This window comes from Rhizobacter sp. Root404, from assembly GCF_001425865.1.
In the GTDB taxonomy this organism is placed as follows: domain Bacteria; phylum Pseudomonadota; class Gammaproteobacteria; order Burkholderiales; family Burkholderiaceae_C; genus LMDS01.
In genome coordinates this window covers 114,302-131,673 of the sequence record NZ_LMDS01000001.1, presented here as the reverse complement: position 1 = coordinate 131,673, position 17,372 = coordinate 114,302, and the positions used below count along the sequence as shown (strand labels likewise).

Below are 17,372 nucleotides of genomic sequence, written 5' to 3'. Positions count from 1 at the left end.
ATCATCTTGAGTTCAGCCATGCCAATAGGGCGGCAGGCCCTGCGCCAGCAACTGCTCCAACAGCGCGAACAATTCGAAGGCGGCTCGCCCGAGCCGGGGGCCGATGCGGCGCTCGCGCGCCATCTGGTGACCGTGTTATCGGCACTCGAGCCGGACATGTTGGGGCTTTACTGGCCACATCGCGCCGAATTTAACGCAGTGGCGGCCGTTGCTGGCGGCTCCACACTCGCAAAGTTGCGGTTGGCGCTGCCGTTCGCGCAGCGCGACCCGGTGCAGATGCATTACCGCGGCTGGGACGGGCGGCCGCCGACGAGCGTCGACGAACGCCGCATTCCGACCAGCGACGGCGCGCCGGTCGTGCCCGACGTGGTGCTGGTGCCCTGCGTCGGTTTCACGGTCTCGGGCTACCGGCTCGGCTACGGCGGCGGCTACTTCGACCGCTGGCTGGCTGCGCACCCGGGCGTCACGGCCGTCGGCGTCGCCTGGTCGGCGGCCGAGATCGACGAGGCGAGCCTGCAGCCGCAGGCGCACGACCTGCCACTGACGCTCATCGTCACCGAACGCGGCGTGGTCTAGGCTTCGCCGACCGCCTTGCGCGTGTCGGCTGCCTGCGCGAGCACCCAGTCGCAGAACTGCGCCACCTCGGGCCGCGCGCGGCTCGCCGGCGCGACCACCAGCCAATAGAGATAGGGGCTGTCCATGCGCCCCGCCGGCCCGAACGGCTCGACCAGTTCGCCGCGCTGCAACGCCTCGAACACCAGCGCGACCCGCGCCAGGGCCACGCCGTGCCCGGCCAGCGCCGCCTGGACCTGCTGGTAGGTGAAGTTCAGGTACAGCCAGCGCTTGGGCTGCAGCCCCGGGTGACCCTGCAGCGTGAGCCAGCGGCGCCAGCTGAGGTATTCCGTGCTGGTCTTGGTGTCGTCCTCCTCGGCCAGCGTGTGCTGGGTCAGGTCGGCGGGTTTCGACAGCGGCGGCGCCGCGCCGAGCCGGATCTGCTCGGCCAGCGACCGGCTGACGACCGGCGTCAGCACCTCGCCGAACATTCGCACCGCGCCGGCCGGCGCCTGGGCCGGGCTGCAGTAGCGCAGCGCCAGATCGAGCTCGGGGTCGTCGAGGTCGGCGATCGCGTCGGCCGCCGAGACGCGGATGTCGATGTCGGGGTGCTCGCGCTGGAACGCCTCGATCCGCGGCAGCAGCCACAGCGAGCCGAACGACGCAAAGGTCGTCACGCTGACGCGCTTGCGGCTGCGCGCGGCGCGGATCTGGCGCACGCTGGCGTCGATCTTCGGCAGGCCCGCCTCCACCGCGCGCATCAGCATCTGGCCGCTTTGCGTCATCTCGACATGGCGGGTGCCGCGCACGAACAAAGCCGCGCCCAGTTCCTCCTCCAGCCCCTTGATCTGGCGGCTGATGGCGGACTGGGTGACGAACAGTTCCTCGGCGGCGTCGCTGAAGCTGAGCCGGCGCGCGACCGCCTCGAACGCCCGCAGGTTGCCCAGCGACAAGGGTCGACGGGTCGAGCCGCTCATATCAAATCCGCATCAATCGACGCCGCAGGTTTCATTGGATTGTTCGATGCCAGAGGACGATCATAGCCATACCGAACACAGGAGATTGATGATGAATGCGCAATCGAACCGGACCCTTCGACGCCTCGCTTCCGGAGAGGCCATGCACCTCGGACGCCTGGGCGGCGAGCTGGCCGTGGTCGAAGGGCGCGTCTGGCTGACGCGTGACGGCGACCTCGGCGACCACCTGGTCGAGCCCGGCCAGCGGGTGCGACTCGGCGTCGACGAGAACGCGGTGATCGAATCCGCGCGCACCGGCGAGGTCGTGTCGGTGCGCTGGTACCCGCGCCGTCAGAGCTTGGTCGGTGCCTTGGCCGAGGAGCCCTTGCGCGGTCTGGCCTTCCTGACCGGGCTGGTGGCACGCGGCTTCGTGGCCCTGGCGCGCAGCGCCGCGGCCAGCGCGAGACGGGCCCAGGGCTGCATCAACGGCGGGGATTCCATCGCGTCCTCCGGCGCGCTGAAGTAGCTCGTCGCCACCGATTCGACGCTGCCCCCACGCGCCTTCTCGAACGTGAAGGGCGTGCAGCCGGCCGCTTCGAAGGTCGACCGCGTGACCTCGTCCGCCTTCAGGTACAGGCGCTCCGCCGAGATGAGCGCGATGAACACGTCGTCGACATAGAAGCCGTGCCCGCCGAACATCCGGCGGGTGCGCACCGCGCCCAGCGGCGCCAGCAGTTCGCAGCAATGCGCGACGAATTCGTTCGGTACGGCGGCCATGCGCCAGTCTTGCACAATGGCGGCGCACGACTCAACCGGACGAACTTGCATGCAGCACCCCGCGCCCGACCGCGCCGCCTTGCGCCAGAAGCTGATCGCCGCGCGATTGGCATTGACCGACCGGCTCGAGCGGGCCGTTCAGTTGCAGAGCGCGCTGCGCGTCTTCCTGGTCGGCCGGCGTGAGAACACGATCGGCGCCTACTGGCCGATCAAGGGCGAATTCGACCCGCTGCCGGCGCTCTACCGCTGGGCCGAGGGCGGCCCGGAAGGCGCCCCGCGGCGCATCGGGCTGCCGGTCGCGAACCGCGAGACCGGGCAACTGCGCTTCCACGTCTGGTACCCGGGCTGCCCGATGGAACACGACGCCTACGACATCCCGAAACCGAAGGACACCGACGAGTTCGCGCCGCAGATCCTGGTCGTGCCGTGCCTGGGGTTCGGGCCGGGCGGCGTGCGGCTGGGCTACGGCGGCGGGTTCTTCGACCGCACGCTGGCATCGCTCGAGCCGCGGCCGCTGATTGTCGGCGTCGGCTTCGCGCAGGGCTTCCTTCCGTTGCTGCGGCCGGGGCCGCTCGATACGCAACTGGACGCGATGCTGACCGAGGATGGGGTGATGTGGCAGCGGCCGTAAGCGCCGGGGCTTGAACGGCGAAGGCGCCGCGTCAACGCGCCGACAACCGCCGGCAGATCTCCACCGTCACCGGCGCCTGGTTCATCGTGTAGAAGTGCAACCCCGGCGCGCCACCCGCGATCAAGCGCTCGCACAGCTCGGTGACCACGTCGATGCCGAACGCGCGGATCGATGCGGTGTCGTCCATGTAGCCTTCCATTTTCAGCGCGATCCAGCGCGGGATCTCGATGCCGTCGCGCGCCGCGAACTGCGCGATCTTCGCGAAGTTGTGGAACGGCATGATGCCCGGCACGACCGGCGCCGTGGCGCCGAGCTTCGTGGTCGCGTCGACGAAGTGGAAGTACGCGTCCGCGTTGAAGAAGAACTGCGTGATCGCCGAGTTCGCGCCTGCCTTGACCTTGGTCACGTAGTGCGCCAGGTCGCGCGCCGCGTAGCGCTGCTCGGGGTGGTACTCGGGATAGGCCGCGACCTCGATGTGCCAGTCCGGCCCCTGGGTTTCGCGGATGAACGCCACCAGGTCGGCGGCGTGGCGAAAGTCGCCCCCCAGGTGCGTGCCGCTGGGCATGTCGCCACGCAGTGCCACGATGCGGCGGATGTTCTGCGCGCGGTAGGTCGCGAGAATCTCGGTCAGCCCGGCGCGTGTCGAGCCCACGCACGACAGGTGCGGCGCGGCCTCGAAGCCCGCGGCGGCGATGGCCGTCACGGTCGCGAGCGTCTTCTCGCGCGTCGAGCCGCCGGCACCGTAGGTGACGCTGAAGAACTCGGGCGCGAGCGCGCCCAGCTCCTGCACCACGCCCTTCAGCTTTTCGTCACCGATCGGCGTGTTGGGCGGGAAGAACTCGAAACTGATGGGGACTTCTCGGGCTGCCGTCATGGCGCCTCTCCTCAAGCGGACGCTGCCCCAGGGCAGGCCCAGACAAAGAATTCTCGATTGCCGTCGCCGCCGGTGACGGGGCTGGCAAAGTAATCGCGCACGGTCAGGCCGAGCGCCTCGCACGCGTCGCGGATGCGCTTCTCGACACGCGGGTAGGCCGAGGCGTGCTTCACGAGCCCGCCCTTGCCGATGTCCTCCGGCTGCAGTTCGAACTGCGGCTTGACCAGCAGCACGGCATGGCCGGCGGGCGCGAGCCACGTTGCGATGGTCGGCAGCACGTGGGTCAGCGTGATGAAAGACAGGTCCGCCACGACGATGCCGAACGAGTGCGTCGGTTCCTCCTGCGCGAATGCCGAGCCCGCCACGTCGCGCGCGTTCAGACCCTCGTGCGTGGTGACGCGCGCATCGCCCGTGAGCGACGCCGCCAGTTGGCCGCGCCCCACGTCGAGCCCGACGACGCGCGCGGCGCCGCGCTGCAGCAGCGCATCGGTGAATCCACCGCTGCTCTGGCCCACATCGAGGCAGTTCGCGCCCGCCACGTCGACGCCGCAATGCGCCAGCGCCGCGTCGAGCTTGAGCCCGCCGCGCGACACGAATCGCAGCTCCGCGTCGTCGGTGACCTCGATCTGGCAGCCGTCGGGCAGCTCCTCGCCGGCCTTGCGCGGCAGCGCCCAGCCCTTCGGGCCGAGCCAGCGCACGGCACCCGCATCGATCAGCCGCTGCGCGGCCGATCGGGTGGGTGCGAGGCTGCGCTGCACCAGCAGTTGGTCAGCGCGCACCGATCAGTACCGATAGGTGTCCGGCTTGTACGGGCCCTGCTTCGGCACGCCGATGTACGCGGCCTGCTCGTCGGTCAGCTCGGTCAGCATCGCGCCGACCTTCTTCAGGTGCAGGCGCGCGACCTTCTCGTCCAGGTGCTTCGGCAGCACGTAGACCTTGCCGATGTCGTAGCTGTCCGGGTGCGAGTACAGCTCGATCTGCGCGATCGTCTGGTTCGCGAAGCTCGAGCTCATCACGAAGCTCGGGTGGCCCGTGCCGCAGCCCAGGTTCACGAGGCGGCCCTTGGCCAGCATGATGATCTTCTTGCCGTCCGGGAAGGTGATGTGGTCGACCTGCGGCTTGATCTCGTCCCAGGTGTACTTCTCGAGCGACGCGATGTCGATCTCGTTGTCGAAGTGGCCGATGTTGCAGACGATCGCCTGATCCTTCATCGCGACCATGTGCTCGTGGCGGATGATGCCCTTGTTGCCGGTCGTGGTGACGAAGATGTCGGCCTTGTCGGCGGCGTACTCCATCGTCACGACCTTGTAGCCTTCCATCGCGGCCTGCAGCGCGTTGATCGGGTCGATCTCGGTGACCCAGACTTGCGCCGACAACGCGCGCAAGGCTTGCGCCGAGCCCTTGCCCACGTCGCCATAACCGGCGACGACCGCGACCTTGCCGGCGATCATCACATCGGTGGCGCGCTTGATGCCGTCGACCAGCGACTCGCGGCAGCCGTACAGGTTGTCGAACTTGCTCTTGGTGACGCTGTCGTTGACGTTGATCGCGCGGAACGGCAGCGTGCCCTTCGCGCTCATTTCCTTCAGGCGGTGCACGCCGGTCGTCGTCTCTTCGGTCACGCCGATGATCTGCGCGGCCTTGCGGGTGTACCAGGTCGGGTCGGTCGCGAGCTTGGCCTTGATCGCGGCGTACAGGCAGGTCTCTTCCTCGCTGGTCGGGTTGGCGATGACCGACGCGTCCTTCTCGGCCTTCTTGCCCAGGATCATCAGCAGCGTCGCGTCGCCGCCGTCGTCCAGGATCATGTTCGGGCCTTCGCCCTCGCTGCCCTTGGCGCCGAACTCGAAGATGCGGTGGGTGAAGTCCCAGTACTCGGCCAGGGTCTCGCCCTTGTGCGCGAACACCGGCGTGCCCTCGGCCACCAGCGCGGCGGCGGCGTGGTCCTGGGTCGAGAAGATGTTGCACGAGGCCCAGCGCACGCTGGCGCCGAGCGCCTGCAGCGTCTCGACCAGCACCGCGGTCTGGATCGTCATGTGGATGCTGCCGGTGATGCGCGCGCCCTTCAGCGGCTGCGCCTTCGCGAATTCGTCGCGGATGGCCATCAGGCCGGGCATCTCGGTTTCGGCGATCTTGATTTCCTTGCGGCCCCAGGCGGCGAGGCTGGCGTCGGCGATCGCGAAATCGGCAGTGGCGCTGGGGGAAGACTTGAGAACGGCGTTCATATCGGGCTCCGAAGATTGAGGAACCCGCACGCGGACACGAAGGGAAAGTTGGAACTCACCCACGAGGTCGAATCGTGCGGGTGAGCGCGGTTGCAATTCAAATTCCGAGCCTGGGGACGCACGCTCGAACACGGCGGCGGGCCTTGCAACGCTCCTCGGAAAGTGCACGGATTGTAGGCGACGGTCGGCGCCGGCGCAAAAGCCCTGTGCAAGACTCGCGGGCATGAGCGTGACTTCCCGTGCAATCTCCGCCCCTACTGCCACCCGCCCGTGGGCCGAACTCCCCGCCGCCGACGCCCGCCGCGTGCGCGGCGTGCTGACCGACATCGACGACACGCTGACCACCGCCGGCGCGATCACGCCAGAGGCGCTCGACGCGCTCGGCGCGCTGCAAGCCGCCGGCCTGCCGGTCATCGCGATCACCGGCCGGCCGATGGGCTGGAGCGAGCCGTTCGCACGCGCCTGGCCGATCGACGCGATCGTGGCCGAGAACGGCGCGGTCGCGCTGTTCCGCGAGCCGGGCACCCTCGCGATCGAGTACGCGCAGGACGTCGCCACGCGCCGGGACAACGCGGCGCGCCTGAAGGCAGTCGCCGCGCAAGTGCTGCGCGAGGTGCCGGGCGCCACGCTCGCGCACGACAGCCCGGGCCGCGTCACCGACATCGCGATCGACCACGGCGAGTTCGCGCACCTGTCGGCGGCGCAGATCGACGCGGTGGTCGCGCTGATGCGCGCCGCCGGCATGAACGCGACCGTGAGCTCGATCCACATCAACGGCTGGTTCGGCGCGCACACCAAGCTGAGCGGCGCACGCTGGATCGTGCAGCGCCTGCTGGGGCGCGACATCGAGGCCGAGCGCGCTGACTGGGTCTACGTCGGCGACTCGACCAACGACCAACTGATGTTCGGCCACTTCCCGCTCAGCGTCGGCGTCGCCAACCTGATGGAGTTCGCGGCGCAGTTGACCACCTGGCCGGCCTATCTGACCGACGGCGCGCGCGGCGCCGGTTTCGCCGAAGTGGCGCGGCGGCTGATCAGCGCGCGGTGATCAACGGGTTCATCGAGGTCATGGTCGCCGGGCCGAAGATCGTCGCGAAGGCCACGTCCTTGGCGTCGCGACCGATCGCGATGCGCACGAGCTCGTCGACCGGCGACATGCGCGTCGCGTCGAACATCACCCAGCGGCCGCCGAGGTAGGCCTCGAACACCGCGTGGAAGTCGGGCGGCGGCTCCTCGAAGCGGGCGTAGCCGACCACCAGCCGTGCCGGGATGTTCAGCGCGCGACAGAAGGTGACGCCCAGGTGCGCGAAATCGCGGCACACGCCGGCGCGCTGCACGAACACGTCGCGCGAGGTCGTCGTCGCCTGGGTCGAGCCGATCTGGTACGCGACGTTGTCGTAGATCCAGTCGACGATCGCCTGCACCCGGACATGGCCGGGCGGCAGGTCGCCGAACTGCATCTGCGCCGCGCGGCCGAGCAGGTCGGACTCGCAATAGCGCGTCGGGTTGAGGTTGTGCAGCAGATCGTCCGGCAGCTCGGCGATCGGCATCTCGCGCGCCTGCGGGTCGACCGCGATCGGGCGGCGCTCGACGCTCGCCCGGTAGCGCAGCTCGACCGGCCCCGCGTCGGCGTGCAGCCGCAGAAAGCGGTGGCCGACGGTCGGGTCGCAATACACGTGGTGCGGCAGCGGCGGCGTGATGACGAGCGACTCGTCCAGCACGCGCTGGTCCAAGCCGTCGAGCGCGTGGATCTGGAACAGGAAATCGGTCGGCCCGTTGACCTGGTAGGCCAGCGTGCAGTCGACGTCGAAGGTGCGCGCGGCCGGTGCGGCGGTGCGGTCGGGCGCGGGGGCGGCGGCGATGGGTGCGTCGGGGGCGAGGATGTCGGACATGGCGTGGTGATCGTGGAAGAACCGGACCGCCATTGAATCGTGCCGACCCGTCGCTCGCCAGCGCCGCGGCGCCCGAGGCGCGGTAGGACAAGCACGCATCCCGCGCGCGCACGACAACGGTGCGCCGCCTGTGCAAGACTTCCTGCCCCGACCACCGCCCTGCACCGCCCCGACCCGATGCCGACCGACACCGCGAGCGCCGCACCCGATCACCCGACGCTCGTCGTCGCCGCCGCGCTGGCGCTCGCTGCCGCCGTGTCGCTCGGCCTGGCGCGCTTCTCCTACGCGCTGCTGCTGCCGCCGATGCGGGCCGACCTGGGCTGGAGCTACACCGTGGCCGGCGCGATGAACACGGTCAACGCCGCCGGCTACCTGGTGGGCGCGCTGCTGGCACCGGGCTGGCTGCGCCGCTTCGGCGCGCGGCGTTCGCTGCTGGCCGGCGGCTTCGGCTCGGCGCTGCTGCTCGCCGCCCACGGCGCCGTGACGGCCGATGCCGCGCTGTACCTGCTGCGCGGCCTGACCGGGATCGCCAGCGCGGCGACCTTCGTCTCCGGCGGCCTGCTCGCCGCGCAACTGAGCAACCGGGCGCCTTCCGGCCACGCCGGCCGCGCGCCGAGCGCCGGCCTCGTGCTCGGCATCTACTACGGCGGCACCGGCGTCGGCATCGTGATCTCGGCGCTGCTGGTGCCGCCGCTGAGCGCGCTGGCCGGTGCGCACGCGTGGCAATGGGCGTGGGTCGCGCTCGGGGCGGCAGCCCTCGCTGCCACGGCCATCACCGGCGCGGTGACGCGCGGCCTCGCGGCCAGCGCGGCAGCGCGTGGCGACGCCGCGGCGCCGTTCCGCTGGACGCAGTTCGCCTGCGGCCTGGCAGCCTACTTCTGCTTCGGCCTCGGCTACATCGGCTACATGACCTTCGTCGTGACGCTGCTGCGCGAGCAGCAACTGAGCGCGGTCGCGATCACCGTGTTCTACGCGCTGCTCGGCGTGGCGGTGCTCGGCTCGTCGTTCGTCTGGGCCGGGCTGCTGCAGCGCCAGCGCGGCGGCGGCGCGCTGCGGCTGCTGAACGCGCTGCTCGCGGTGGCGACCGTGCTGCCGGTGCTGAGTGCGCACCCGGTGGCGGTGTTCGCGTCCGGCGTGCTGTTCGGTGGCGTGTTCCTGTCGGTCGTCGCCTCGACGACCGCGCTGGTGCGGCACAACCTGCCGGCCACCGCGTGGCCGGCGGGGATCGCGGCGTTCACGATCGTGTTCGCAGCCGGGCAGATCGTCGGGCCGACGCTGGTCGGCTGGGTCGCCGACGGCACCGGGGGGCTGCGCGGCGGGTTGGCGTGCTCGGCGGCGGTGCTGCTGCTCGGCGCGCTGATCGCTTGGGGGCAGAAGCCGCTGGTCGCGGCGGCGGCCTGACGGGCCGGTTCAGCCCCCGAGCCCGAGAAAGCCGCGCAGCCGGTCCACTTCGTCGGCCAGTTCCCGCCGGAATGCCGCGTCGCGCGGGGCCCGGCCCGCGACGTAGCCGAACGTCACGTTCAGCGCCCCGCCGCTCACACCGGCGTTGGCCCAGCCGATCACCCGGTCGTGCCACAGCAGCGGCAGCGCGTAGTAGCCGAGCTGACGTTTCGGCGCCGGCGTGTAGGCCTCGAAGCGGTAGGCCCAGCCCCAGAAGTGCTCGAAGCGCCGGCGGTCCCAGACGACCGGATCGAACGGCGTCAGCAGCCGGACCCGTTCATCCGCACGCCAACGGGAGGCACTTGGTTTCTCGTCCGCCGGCCAGTACCAGTCGACGCCGTCGATGCGCTGGCGCGCGAGCCGCTGCTTCGCGCGGGCCAGGGTGCCGGCGCGCTCGGCACGCCACTGCGGCGCGCCGATGCCGAGGTGGCTGATCAACTGCCCGAGCGTCGCGAACGGCAGCGGCGCGTACTTCGCCACGACCAGGTCGACCAGCGCGTCCATGCGCGCGGCAGCGGTGTCCTTGTCGGGTTCGGTCGCGTCGCCGTGGCGCACGGCGTAGACGCGCGTCCCGCCGTCGCGCCGCGCGACGCGCAGCAGGCCGCGGTAGTGCATCTCGTCGAGCAGCTGCGTGCTGGCGTTCGACGAGCCGCCGAACCAGTTGGTGGTCTTGCCGTGCGCGAAATGCGCGTCGACCTCGCGCGGGTGCACTGCGCCGTGCGCACGCACGAACTCGAGCACCGCCTGCGCCTGCGTCGCGCGCGCCGGCGTCCAGGCGCGGCGCGGCGCACGCGGGTGCATCAGCGCGTGGTGCGCGCGCGGCAGGAAGCCGTAGTTGACGAAGAAGTCCTCCTCGATGCCGAGCCGCGCATAGCGGCGCTCGAGATCGCCGGCGCGGTAGTCGACGACGCGGTGGCGCAGCGTCAGGTCCTGCGCGCGCGCCGGCGCACGGATCGGGTCCGCCTGCACGAAACCGAGCCGGGTGATCGCGCGCCCCAGCGTGGTCGGCCTGAACAGCGTGCGGGCGATCGCGTAGTGGCGCAGGTGGTCGAGGGTCACGGCCGTCATGGGCGTGATGATGCCCGGTCGCACGCGGTCCCGTCAGGGTGCCGGCGGTCTCAGCGTGGCCGTGCGCGACTCGAACAGCGCCCTGCGTTCGGGCGTGAGGTGCAGCACCAGGCGGACCAGCAGCCCCATCTGATCGAGGTACTCGGTGCCGGCAATCACATAGCCCGCCTTGAGCTTGGCGATCAGCACCGGGGTGTTGGTGGCCACGTGCTGCGACGTGATCAGCAGGCCGCCGCGTTCGCGCACGGTCTGCTCCATCAGGCCGAGCATGCGCGTGTAGATGCGCTGCTGGCGGTACGCGGGGTCGACGGCCGACAGGCCGATGTAGAAGTTGCCGCCGCCGAACTCGAACCAGCCGCTGCTGCAGCCGACCAACCGGTCGCCGTCGAGCGCGGCGATGCGGATCCGTTCGGGTTTCGGCAGCGTTGCACGCAGCGCCTTGTTGCGGTCGTCGACTTCCGCGCCGACGAGCGCGCGCATGTACCGCTCGCGCGCCTCGTTGCCGAAGACCGGCTCGGTCAGCGCCGCGAATGCGGCCTCGTCGAAGGTCTCGACCTGACGGATCTCGACCATCGACGGATGCCTTGCGCTTACAGCCCTGCCGCAGCGCGCAGCGTGGCCGCCTTGTCCGTGCGCTCCCACGAGAACTCCGGCTCCTCGCGGCCGAAGTGGCCGTAGGCCGCGGTCTTTTCGTAGATCGGGCGCAGCAGGTCGAGCATCTGGATGATGCCCTTCGGGCGCAGGTCGAAGTGCTCCTGGACCAGCGCCGACAGCTTGTCGTCGGAGATCACGCCGGTGCCCTCGGTGTAGACCGTGACGTTCATCGGACGGGCCACGCCGATCGCGTAGGCGACCTGGATCTGGCACTGGCGCGCCAGGCCGGCCGCGACGATGTTCTTCGCGACATAGCGCGCCGCGTACGCCGCCGAGCGGTCGACCTTGCTCGGGTCCTTGCCCGAGAACGCGCCGCCGCCGTGCGGGCAGGCGCCGCCGTAGGTGTCGACGATGATCTTGCGGCCGGTCAGGCCGCAGTCACCCTGCGGGCCGCCGATGACGAAGCGACCGGTCGGGTTGATCAGGAACTTGGTGTCCTTCAGCCATTCCTTCGGCAGCACCGGGCGGATGATCTCCTCGATGATCGCCTCGGTGAACGAGGCCTTCATCTTGGTCGAGGTCTCGCTCTGGTCGGGGTGGTGCTGGGTGGAGAGCACGACCGTGTCGATCGAGTGCGGCTTGCCGTCGACATAACGCATCGTGACCTGGCTCTTCGCGTCGGGCCGCAGGAACGGCAGGCGGCCATCCTTGCGCAGCTGCGCCTGACGCTCGACCAGACGGTGCGCGTAATAGATCGGCGCAGGCATCAGCTCGGGCGTCTCGTCGCAGGCGTAGCCGAACATCAGGCCCTGGTCGCCGGCGCCGATGTTCAGGTGGTCGTCGCTGGCGTGGTCGACGCCCTGGGCGATGTCGTTGCTCTGCTTGTCGTAGCAGACCATCACCGCGCAGCCCTTGTAGTCGATGCCGTACTCGGTGTTGTCGTAGCCGATGCGCTTGATGGTGTCGCGCGCGACCTGGATGTAGTCGACGTGCGCGTTGGTGGTGATCTCACCGGCCAGCACCACGAGGCCGGTGTTGGTCAGCGTCTCGGCGGCGACGCGCGAGCGCGGGTCCTGCGCGAAGATCGCATCGAGGATGGCGTCCGAGATCTGGTCGGCGACCTTGTCGGGGTGGCCTTCGGAAACGGACTCTGACGTGAAAAGGAAATCGTTCGACACTCTTAAACTCCGGTAGGTTGCAAGGCTTGCGTTGCCTGACCTCTGGAGGAGCGGCGAACGCTTTAGCGGCATTTGTTGAGCGGCGCCTCGGTGCCACCCGGCGCCGGCCCGGGAGGCCTGCGCATCGCCCGCAAGTAGTTCAAATTAACTCGGCGATGGCCCGATTATAAGAAGATGCTCAGCTTGTTCCGCTGGCTTGCCCGGCGTCCCCTGTGGTTTCTGCACGTGATCGGCGCCTTTCTGGGTTGGATCACGTATTGGTCGTCGCCGTCGTACCGGCGGCGCTTCAACGAGAACGTGCGCCAGGCCGGCATCGATCCGGTGCTGGCGCGTCCGGCGATCGCCGCGGCCGGCCGCATGGTCGCGGAGGCGCCTTATCTCTGGCTGCGGCCGCCGGGCGCCGGCATCGGCCCGCGCCTGGAATGGGCGGGCCGCGCGCTGATCGAGGAGGCGGCGCAGGCGAAACGCGGCATCGTGTTCCTGACGCCGCACATGGGCAGCTTCGAGGTCACCGCGCAGGCCATCGCGCAGGAGTTCGCGGCGCAACACGGGCCCATCACCGTGCTCTACCGGCCGGCCCGCCAGCCGGCGCTGCGGGAGGTGATGGACCAGTCGCGCGCGCGCCCGGGACTGGCCACCGCACCGGCCACGCTGGGCGGCGTGCGCCAGATGATGCGCGCGCTGCGCCGTGGCGAAGCCGTCGGCCTGCTGCCCGACCAGGTGCCGCCCGACGGCATGGGCGTGTGGGTGCCGTTCTTCGGCAAGCCGGCCTACACGATGACGCTGGCTGCGCGCCTGATCCAGCAGACCGGCGCGACGCCGTTGCTCATCTGGGGCGAGCGTCTCGCGCACGGCGCGGGCTACGCGGTGCGTGTCAGCCGGTTGGACGAGCCCTTGCCGACCGACGATCCCGGTCAGGCAGAATCCGCCGCGGTCATCAACCGCGCGATGGAAGCGCTGATCCGGCAGTGCCCGCAGCAATACCTCTGGGGCTACAACCGGTACAAGCAGCCACGCTCGCAAGACCCCGCCGCCTGAGCGGGGCCACGAACAAGAACGAAGGGTGAGAGTTGGGCGCGCGAATCCTGCTGGCCTTGTTGTGGCTGTTGCATTGCTTGCCGCTGGGCGTGCAGGCCGCGCTCGGCCGCGGCCTGGGCCGACTGCTCTACCCGCTCGCCAAGGCACGGCGCCGCATCGCGTTGCGCAACATCGCGCTGTGCTTCCCGGAGCAGACGCACGACGAGCACGAAGCGCTGGCACGCGAGCACTTCGAGTGGCTCGGGCGCAGCATCCTCGAGCGCGGGCTGCTCTGGTACGCGTCGCCGGCGCGCCTGAAACGGCTGATCCACATCGAGGGCGACGTGAAGCTCGCCGAGCGCAGCGAACGGCCTGTCATGTGGCTCGCGCCGCACTTCATGGCGCTGGACGTGGCCGGCGTTTCGGTGCTGCTGTTCCAGAACCGCAAGGGCATCTCGATCTACCAGGCGCAGAGCGACCCGGTGATGGACGCCGCGATCCGCCGCGGCCGCCTGCGCCTGGGCAACGCGGAGATCTTCCCGCGCGACGAGGCCGGCAAGGCGCTGTTCCGCGCGATCCGCCGCGGCGACGCGTTCTTCAACCTGCCGGACATGGACTTCGGCGAGCGCGATGCCGCGTTCGTGCCGTTCTTCGGCATTCCGGCGGCGACGCTGCTCGCCCCGTCGCGCCTGGCGCGGGCCCTGAACATGATCGTGCAGCCGGTCGTCGCCGAGACGCTGCCCGGCGGCGCCGGCTACCGCGTGCGGTTCCTGCCGCCGTGGACCGATTTCCCGACCGACGACCCGCTCGCCGACACCGAACGGATGAACCTGTGGATCGAACGCGAGATCCGCAAGCTCCCGGCGCAATACCTGTGGGTGCACAAGCGTTTCAAGACCCGACCGCAGGGCGAGGACACGCTGTACTGAAGGCCGCAGTGCCCGCCGTGCACGCGGCGCAGGCTCATGTCGCAACGCGATGTGAAGGCGGCGCAGCCGACCGCCGAAGCCATAATCGGCGCATGAAGCTGAAGTTCACCAAGATGCAGGGCGCCGGCAACGACTTCGTCGTGCTCGATGGCACCCGCACGCCGGTGGAACTCGGCCCGGCGCAGATCCAGAAATTGGGCGACCGGCGCTTCGGCGTCGGTGCGGACCAGATCCTGATGGTCGAGAAGAGCGATGTGCCGGGCGTGGACTTCGGCTACCGCATCTTCAACGGCGGCAGCGGCGACGAAGTCGAGCACTGCGGCAACGGCGCGCGCTGCTTCGTGCGCTACGTGGTCGACCACGGCCTGAGCGCCAAGCGCACGCTGCGCGTGCAGACGATGAACAACCTGCTCGAACTGCGCCTGCAGGACGACGGTCGCGTCACCGTCGACATGAACGCGCCGGTCTTCGACCTGTCGCGCGTGCCGTTCGATGCGAGCGGGCTCACGCCGCGCGCGACCGCCGGCTTCGACATGTGGCCCGTCGACGTCGGCGACCAGAACGTTGACGTGGCGGTGCTCTCGATGGGCAACCCGCACGCGGTACAGCTCGTCGCCGACATCGACACCGCGCCGGTCGGCAGCATCGGCCCGGTCGTCGAGACGCACCCGCGCTTCCCGCGCGGCGTCAACGCCGGCTTCATGCAGATCGTCGATCGCACGCAGGTGCGCCTGCGCGTCTACGAGCGCGGCGCCGGCGAAACGCTGGCCTGCGGCACCGGCGCCTGCGCCGCGGTGGTGGCGGGCATCCGGCTCGGTCTGCTCGACGCGCGCGTCGATGTGGAGGCGCGCGGCGGGCGGCTGACGATCGAATGGCAGGGCGGCGCCGGCGACCTCGGCGCGCATGTGCTGATGACCGGCCCGGCCGAAACAGTCTTTGATGGAGAGATCGACCTATGAGCAACCGACTGACGAGCAGCGCCCCATGAGCGGCGGCGTGCAGGGCATCACCGAGAACGACATCGCGAACTACCTCGCGAACACGCCGGGCTTCTTCGAGCGCCACGCCGAGTTGCTCAGCAGCATCCAGCTGACCAGCCCGCACGGGCAGCGCGCCGTCTCGCTGCAGGAGCGGCAGATGGAGATGCTGCGCGACAAGATCCGCGGGCTCGAAGGCAAGATCATCGAGATGATCCGCTACGGCCAGGACAACGTCGGCATCGCCGACCGGCTGCACCGCTGGACCCGCGCGCTGATGCTGACCGCGCAACCGGCCGAACTGCCGACCGTGCTGGTGCGCGAGCTGATGCACCAGTTCATGATCCCCCAGGCCGGCATCCGCGTCTGGGGGGCCGCCGCGGCGTACGCGACGCAGGACTTCGCGCAACCGGTCGGCGACGACATCAAGCTGTTCGCCGGCAGCCTGAGCCTGCCGTACTGCGGCGTGAACTCGGGCTTCGAGGCTGCGCAGTGGCTCGAGGTGCCGGGCGACGCGAAGTCGATGGCGCTGATCCCGCTGCGCGCCGATTCGTCCGACGCGACCACCGCAGCCACCTTCGGCATGCTGGTGCTGGCCTCGCCGGACCCGACCCGCTACACCGCCGACATGGGCACCGAGTTCCTCGTGCGCATCGGCGACATCGCCGGCGCCGCCATCTCGCGGCTGCTGCCGGCGAACGGCTGAGCGAGCGCGCGATGACCGACGCCGCGCAACCCCCGGTCGCGGCGCCGGCGGCGGAAGGCGACATCGCGCGCCATCTGGTGCACCTCGAGGTCGAGCGCCGCCTGGCAGGCCGCACGCTCGTGATCTACCGCGACGCGTTCGCGAAGCTGCAGGCCTTCGCGGCCGACCAGGGCGTCGCGCTGCGCGATGCGCAAGTCCATCACGTGCGGCGCTGGGCCGCCACGCTGCACCGCGAGGGTCTGGGGCCGCGCAGCATCGCGCTCGTGCTGTCGGCCTGGCGCGGCCTGTACCGCTGGCTCGGGCGCGACGGGCTGGTCGCCGTCAACCCGGTCGAGGGGGTGCGTGCCCCGAAGGCCGCGAAGCCGCTGCCGAAGGCCCTGTCGGTCGACCTGGCGATGGCGCTCGCCGATGCGCCGACCCCGGCCGACGGCGCCGAGGCCGACACGCCGGCCGTCGCGGCGCGCGACCAGTGCATCGTCGAGCTGCTGTACGGCTGCGGGCTGCGGGTCGGCGAGCTGGTCGGGCTGGACGTGCGACCCGGCGGCGCGGGCTGGATCGATGCGTCCGACGCGACCGCGCACGTCCTCGGCAAGGGCAGCAAGCGGCGCAGCGTGCCGGTCGGCGCCGCGGCATTGCGCGCGCTGCGGGACTGGCTCGGCGCCCGCGACCGACTGGCGCGGGCCGACGAACCGGCCCTGCTGGTCGGCGCCCGCGGCGCACGCATCAGCGCGGGCCAGGTGCGCGCGCGCCTGAAGCTGCGCGCGCTGCGTGCCGGCCTGCCGACCCACGTGCACCCGCACATGCTGCGGCACTCGTTCGCGACCCATGTGCTGCAGTCCAGCGGCGACCTGCGCGCGGTGCAGGAGCTCCTGGGCCACGCCAACATCACGACCACGCAGGTCTACACCCAGCTCGACTTCGGCCACCTCTCGAAGGTGTACGACGCCGCCCATCCGCGCGCCCGGCGCAAAGGCTGAGCGGGCCGGGCGCGTCAGACGCGCCGCGCGGCCGGCAGCGGCACGGCGGGGTCGAACTTGGCGCGGTGAACGCTGAAGAACGTCTTGACGTTGCGCACGTTCGCGTCCTGGGTGAACAGGCGCTGCACGAGCGCGTGGTAGCCCGGCATGTCGGGCACCTGCAGCACCAGCACCAGATCGGGCCCGGAGGAGACGCGGTAGCACTGCTGCACCGCTGGCTCGGCAACGGCGCGCGCCTCGAACGCCTCCAGGTGCTCGGCACCCTGGCGATCGAGCCCGACTTCGACGATGGCGGTCAGCGCTGGGCCGAGGCGTTGCGGGGCGAGCAGCGCGACGCGCCGCTCGATCACGCCAGTGTCGACGAGTCGCTTGACGCGGCGCAGGCAGGTGGCCGCGGACGTGTGCGCGGCGACCGAGAGGGCCTGGTTGGAAAGCGACGCGTCGCGCTGCAGCAAATCGAGCAGGCGCAGATCGGTGTCGTCGAGGTTGATTGCTTTAATCATTTATTTGACGTTCCTGAACGATTATTTCTGACTCAGCGAGTCATGCAACTTTCACCCATATTGACCTCCATTATGAATG

General features: G+C 70.2%; 19 protein-coding genes, 1 pseudogene and 1 riboswitch. Of the genes and pseudogenes, 10 read left to right on the top strand and 10 right to left on the bottom strand.

Annotated elements, in window-relative coordinates:
* Window positions 1-18: 18 nt before the first annotated feature.
* Window positions 19-576, top strand: a complete 558-nt coding sequence (locus ASC76_RS24220) for a 5-formyltetrahydrofolate cyclo-ligase (RefSeq protein WP_082548606.1) — start codon at window positions 19-21, stop codon at window positions 574-576.
* Here the strand turns inward: ASC76_RS24220 and ASC76_RS00645 are convergent.
* A complete protein-coding gene (locus ASC76_RS00645) occupies window positions 573-1,529 on the bottom strand; it encodes a LysR substrate-binding domain-containing protein (protein WP_056460905.1) in 957 nt (318 codons plus the stop codon). The two genes, ASC76_RS24220 and ASC76_RS00645, sit on opposite strands and share 4 nt — an antisense overlap.
* On the opposite strand from ASC76_RS00645, the pseudogene ASC76_RS26485 reads away from it, so the two are divergent.
* Window positions 1,411-1,806: pseudogene (locus ASC76_RS26485) on the top strand (DUF2917 domain-containing protein); the annotation flags it as partial. The gene ASC76_RS00645 and the pseudogene ASC76_RS26485 overlap by 119 nt on opposite strands.
* A 53-nt stretch (window positions 1,807-1,859) precedes the next feature.
* Here the strand turns inward: ASC76_RS26485 and ASC76_RS00640 are convergent.
* Window positions 1,860-2,285, bottom strand: a complete 426-nt coding sequence (locus ASC76_RS00640; protein WP_056460902.1) for a TfoX/Sxy family protein — start codon at window positions 2,283-2,285, stop codon at window positions 1,860-1,862.
* A 49-nt stretch (window positions 2,286-2,334) separates the two neighbouring features.
* On the opposite strand from ASC76_RS00640, the gene ASC76_RS00635 reads away from it, so the two are divergent.
* Window positions 2,335-2,916, top strand: a complete 582-nt coding sequence (locus ASC76_RS00635) for a 5-formyltetrahydrofolate cyclo-ligase (protein ID WP_056460899.1) — start codon at window positions 2,335-2,337, stop codon at window positions 2,914-2,916.
* A 31-nt stretch (window positions 2,917-2,947) separates the two neighbouring features.
* Here ASC76_RS00635 and metF read toward each other — a convergent pair whose 3' ends face one another.
* From metF to ahcY, 3 genes are read right to left on the bottom strand one after another with little or no spacing between them, the layout of a single operon-like run.
* Complete coding sequence (metF, locus tag ASC76_RS00630; RefSeq protein ID WP_056460896.1) at window positions 2,948-3,790, bottom strand: methylenetetrahydrofolate reductase [NAD(P)H]; 843 nt, start codon at window positions 3,788-3,790, stop codon at window positions 2,948-2,950.
* Window positions 3,791-3,801: 11 nt separating this feature from the next.
* A complete protein-coding gene (locus ASC76_RS00625) occupies window positions 3,802-4,569 on the bottom strand; it encodes a TlyA family RNA methyltransferase (RefSeq protein ID WP_056460893.1) in 768 nt (255 codons plus the stop codon).
* A 3-nt stretch (window positions 4,570-4,572) separates the two neighbouring features.
* Window positions 4,573-6,012 (bottom strand): adenosylhomocysteinase, encoded by a 1,440-nt coding sequence (gene ahcY, locus ASC76_RS00620; protein ID WP_056460890.1) that lies wholly within the window; start codon window positions 6,010-6,012, stop codon window positions 4,573-4,575.
* Between the two features lie 75 nt (window positions 6,013-6,087).
* Window positions 6,088-6,175: riboswitch (S-adenosyl-L-homocysteine riboswitch) on the bottom strand.
* A gap of 60 nt (window positions 6,176-6,235) precedes the next feature.
* On the opposite strand from ahcY, the gene ASC76_RS00615 reads away from it, so the two are divergent.
* Complete coding sequence (locus tag ASC76_RS00615) at window positions 6,236-7,060, top strand: HAD family hydrolase (protein WP_056460887.1); 825 nt, start codon at window positions 6,236-6,238, stop codon at window positions 7,058-7,060.
* Here ASC76_RS00615 and ASC76_RS00610 read toward each other — a convergent pair.
* Window positions 7,047-7,904: a transglutaminase family protein gene (locus ASC76_RS00610; RefSeq protein ID WP_056460884.1), complete on the bottom strand. Its 858-nt coding sequence runs from the start codon at window positions 7,902-7,904 to the stop codon at window positions 7,047-7,049. The genes ASC76_RS00615 and ASC76_RS00610 overlap by 14 nt on opposite strands.
* 177 nt (window positions 7,905-8,081) lie before the next feature.
* Here ASC76_RS00610 and ASC76_RS00605 point away from each other — a divergent pair, with 177 nt between their 5' ends.
* A complete protein-coding gene (locus ASC76_RS00605) occupies window positions 8,082-9,305 on the top strand; it encodes a YbfB/YjiJ family MFS transporter (protein ID WP_056460881.1) in 1,224 nt (407 codons plus the stop codon).
* A gap of 9 nt (window positions 9,306-9,314) precedes the next feature.
* On the opposite strand, the gene ASC76_RS00600 is transcribed toward ASC76_RS00605, so the two are convergent.
* From ASC76_RS00600 to metK, 3 genes are read right to left on the bottom strand one after another with little or no spacing between them, the layout of a single operon-like run.
* On the bottom strand, window positions 9,315-10,412 hold the full coding sequence (locus ASC76_RS00600; protein ID WP_056460877.1) for a DNA glycosylase AlkZ-like family protein: 1,098 nt from the start codon (window positions 10,410-10,412) through the stop codon (window positions 9,315-9,317).
* A 33-nt stretch (window positions 10,413-10,445) separates the two neighbouring features.
* Window positions 10,446-10,985, bottom strand: a complete 540-nt coding sequence (locus ASC76_RS00595; RefSeq protein ID WP_056460874.1) for a GNAT family N-acetyltransferase — start codon at window positions 10,983-10,985, stop codon at window positions 10,446-10,448.
* A 17-nt stretch (window positions 10,986-11,002) separates the two neighbouring features.
* Window positions 11,003-12,184, bottom strand: a complete 1,182-nt coding sequence (gene metK / locus ASC76_RS00590) for a methionine adenosyltransferase (protein WP_056460871.1) — start codon at window positions 12,182-12,184, stop codon at window positions 11,003-11,005.
* A gap of 174 nt (window positions 12,185-12,358) precedes the next feature.
* On the opposite strand from metK, the gene ASC76_RS00585 reads away from it, so the two are divergent.
* The 5 genes from ASC76_RS00585 to ASC76_RS00565 all read left to right on the top strand — a co-directional run bounded on the left by ASC76_RS00585 (window position 12,359) and on the right by ASC76_RS00565 (window position 16,790).
* A complete protein-coding gene (locus ASC76_RS00585; protein ID WP_056460868.1) occupies window positions 12,359-13,222 on the top strand; it encodes a lysophospholipid acyltransferase family protein in 864 nt (287 codons plus the stop codon).
* A gap of 32 nt (window positions 13,223-13,254) precedes the next feature.
* Complete coding sequence (locus tag ASC76_RS00580; RefSeq protein WP_056460865.1) at window positions 13,255-14,130, top strand: lysophospholipid acyltransferase family protein; 876 nt, start codon at window positions 13,255-13,257, stop codon at window positions 14,128-14,130.
* A 92-nt stretch (window positions 14,131-14,222) separates the two neighbouring features.
* Window positions 14,223-15,089 carry a diaminopimelate epimerase gene (gene dapF, locus ASC76_RS00575; protein ID WP_056460862.1) on the top strand — a complete coding sequence of 289 codons (867 nt, stop codon included), beginning with the start codon at window positions 14,223-14,225 and terminating at the stop codon, window positions 15,087-15,089.
* Window positions 15,090-15,114: 25 nt separating this feature from the next.
* Window positions 15,115-15,813 (top strand): DUF484 family protein, encoded by a 699-nt coding sequence (locus ASC76_RS00570; protein WP_056460859.1) that lies wholly within the window; start codon window positions 15,115-15,117, stop codon window positions 15,811-15,813.
* Window positions 15,814-15,824: 11 nt separating this feature from the next.
* On the top strand, window positions 15,825-16,790 hold the full coding sequence (locus ASC76_RS00565) for a tyrosine recombinase XerC (protein ID WP_056460856.1): 966 nt from the start codon (window positions 15,825-15,827) through the stop codon (window positions 16,788-16,790).
* Between the two features lie 14 nt (window positions 16,791-16,804).
* Here ASC76_RS00565 and ASC76_RS00560 read toward each other — a convergent pair whose 3' ends face one another.
* A complete protein-coding gene (locus ASC76_RS00560) occupies window positions 16,805-17,293 on the bottom strand; it encodes an Lrp/AsnC family transcriptional regulator (RefSeq protein ID WP_056460853.1) in 489 nt (162 codons plus the stop codon).
* Window positions 17,294-17,372 lie beyond the last annotated feature (79 nt).

What these genes read in the sequence shown, in the direction of transcription:
- ASC76_RS24220 (WP_082548606.1), top strand. Translation starts at nt 19, where the DNA reads ATGCCAATAGGGCGGCAGGCCCTGCGCCAGCAACTGCTCCAACAGCGC.
- ASC76_RS00645 (WP_056460905.1), bottom strand. Translation starts at nt 1,529, where the DNA reads ATGAGCGGCTCGACCCGTCGACCCTTGTCGCTGGGCAACCTGCGGGCG.
- ASC76_RS00640 (WP_056460902.1), bottom strand. Translation starts at nt 2,285, where the DNA reads ATGGCCGCCGTACCGAACGAATTCGTCGCGCATTGCTGCGAACTGCTG.
- ASC76_RS00635 (WP_056460899.1), top strand. Translation starts at nt 2,335, where the DNA reads ATGCAGCACCCCGCGCCCGACCGCGCCGCCTTGCGCCAGAAGCTGATC.
- metF (WP_056460896.1), bottom strand. Translation starts at nt 3,790, where the DNA reads ATGACGGCAGCCCGAGAAGTCCCCATCAGTTTCGAGTTCTTCCCGCCC.
- ahcY (WP_056460890.1), bottom strand. Translation starts at nt 6,012, where the DNA reads ATGAACGCCGTTCTCAAGTCTTCCCCCAGCGCCACTGCCGATTTCGCG.
- ASC76_RS00615 (WP_056460887.1), top strand. Translation starts at nt 6,236, where the DNA reads ATGAGCGTGACTTCCCGTGCAATCTCCGCCCCTACTGCCACCCGCCCG.
- ASC76_RS00610 (WP_056460884.1), bottom strand. Translation starts at nt 7,904, where the DNA reads ATGTCCGACATCCTCGCCCCCGACGCACCCATCGCCGCCGCCCCCGCG.
- ASC76_RS00605 (WP_056460881.1), top strand. Translation starts at nt 8,082, where the DNA reads ATGCCGACCGACACCGCGAGCGCCGCACCCGATCACCCGACGCTCGTC.
- ASC76_RS00600 (WP_056460877.1), bottom strand. Translation starts at nt 10,412, where the DNA reads ATGACGGCCGTGACCCTCGACCACCTGCGCCACTACGCGATCGCCCGC.
- ASC76_RS00595 (WP_056460874.1), bottom strand. Translation starts at nt 10,985, where the DNA reads ATGGTCGAGATCCGTCAGGTCGAGACCTTCGACGAGGCCGCATTCGCG.
- ASC76_RS00585 (WP_056460868.1), top strand. Translation starts at nt 12,359, where the DNA reads ATGCTCAGCTTGTTCCGCTGGCTTGCCCGGCGTCCCCTGTGGTTTCTG.
- dapF (WP_056460862.1), top strand. Translation starts at nt 14,223, where the DNA reads ATGAAGCTGAAGTTCACCAAGATGCAGGGCGCCGGCAACGACTTCGTC.
- ASC76_RS00570 (WP_056460859.1), top strand. Translation starts at nt 15,115, where the DNA reads ATGAGCGGCGGCGTGCAGGGCATCACCGAGAACGACATCGCGAACTAC.
- ASC76_RS00565 (WP_056460856.1), top strand. Translation starts at nt 15,825, where the DNA reads ATGACCGACGCCGCGCAACCCCCGGTCGCGGCGCCGGCGGCGGAAGGC.
- ASC76_RS00560 (WP_056460853.1), bottom strand. Translation starts at nt 17,293, where the DNA reads ATGATTAAAGCAATCAACCTCGACGACACCGATCTGCGCCTGCTCGAT.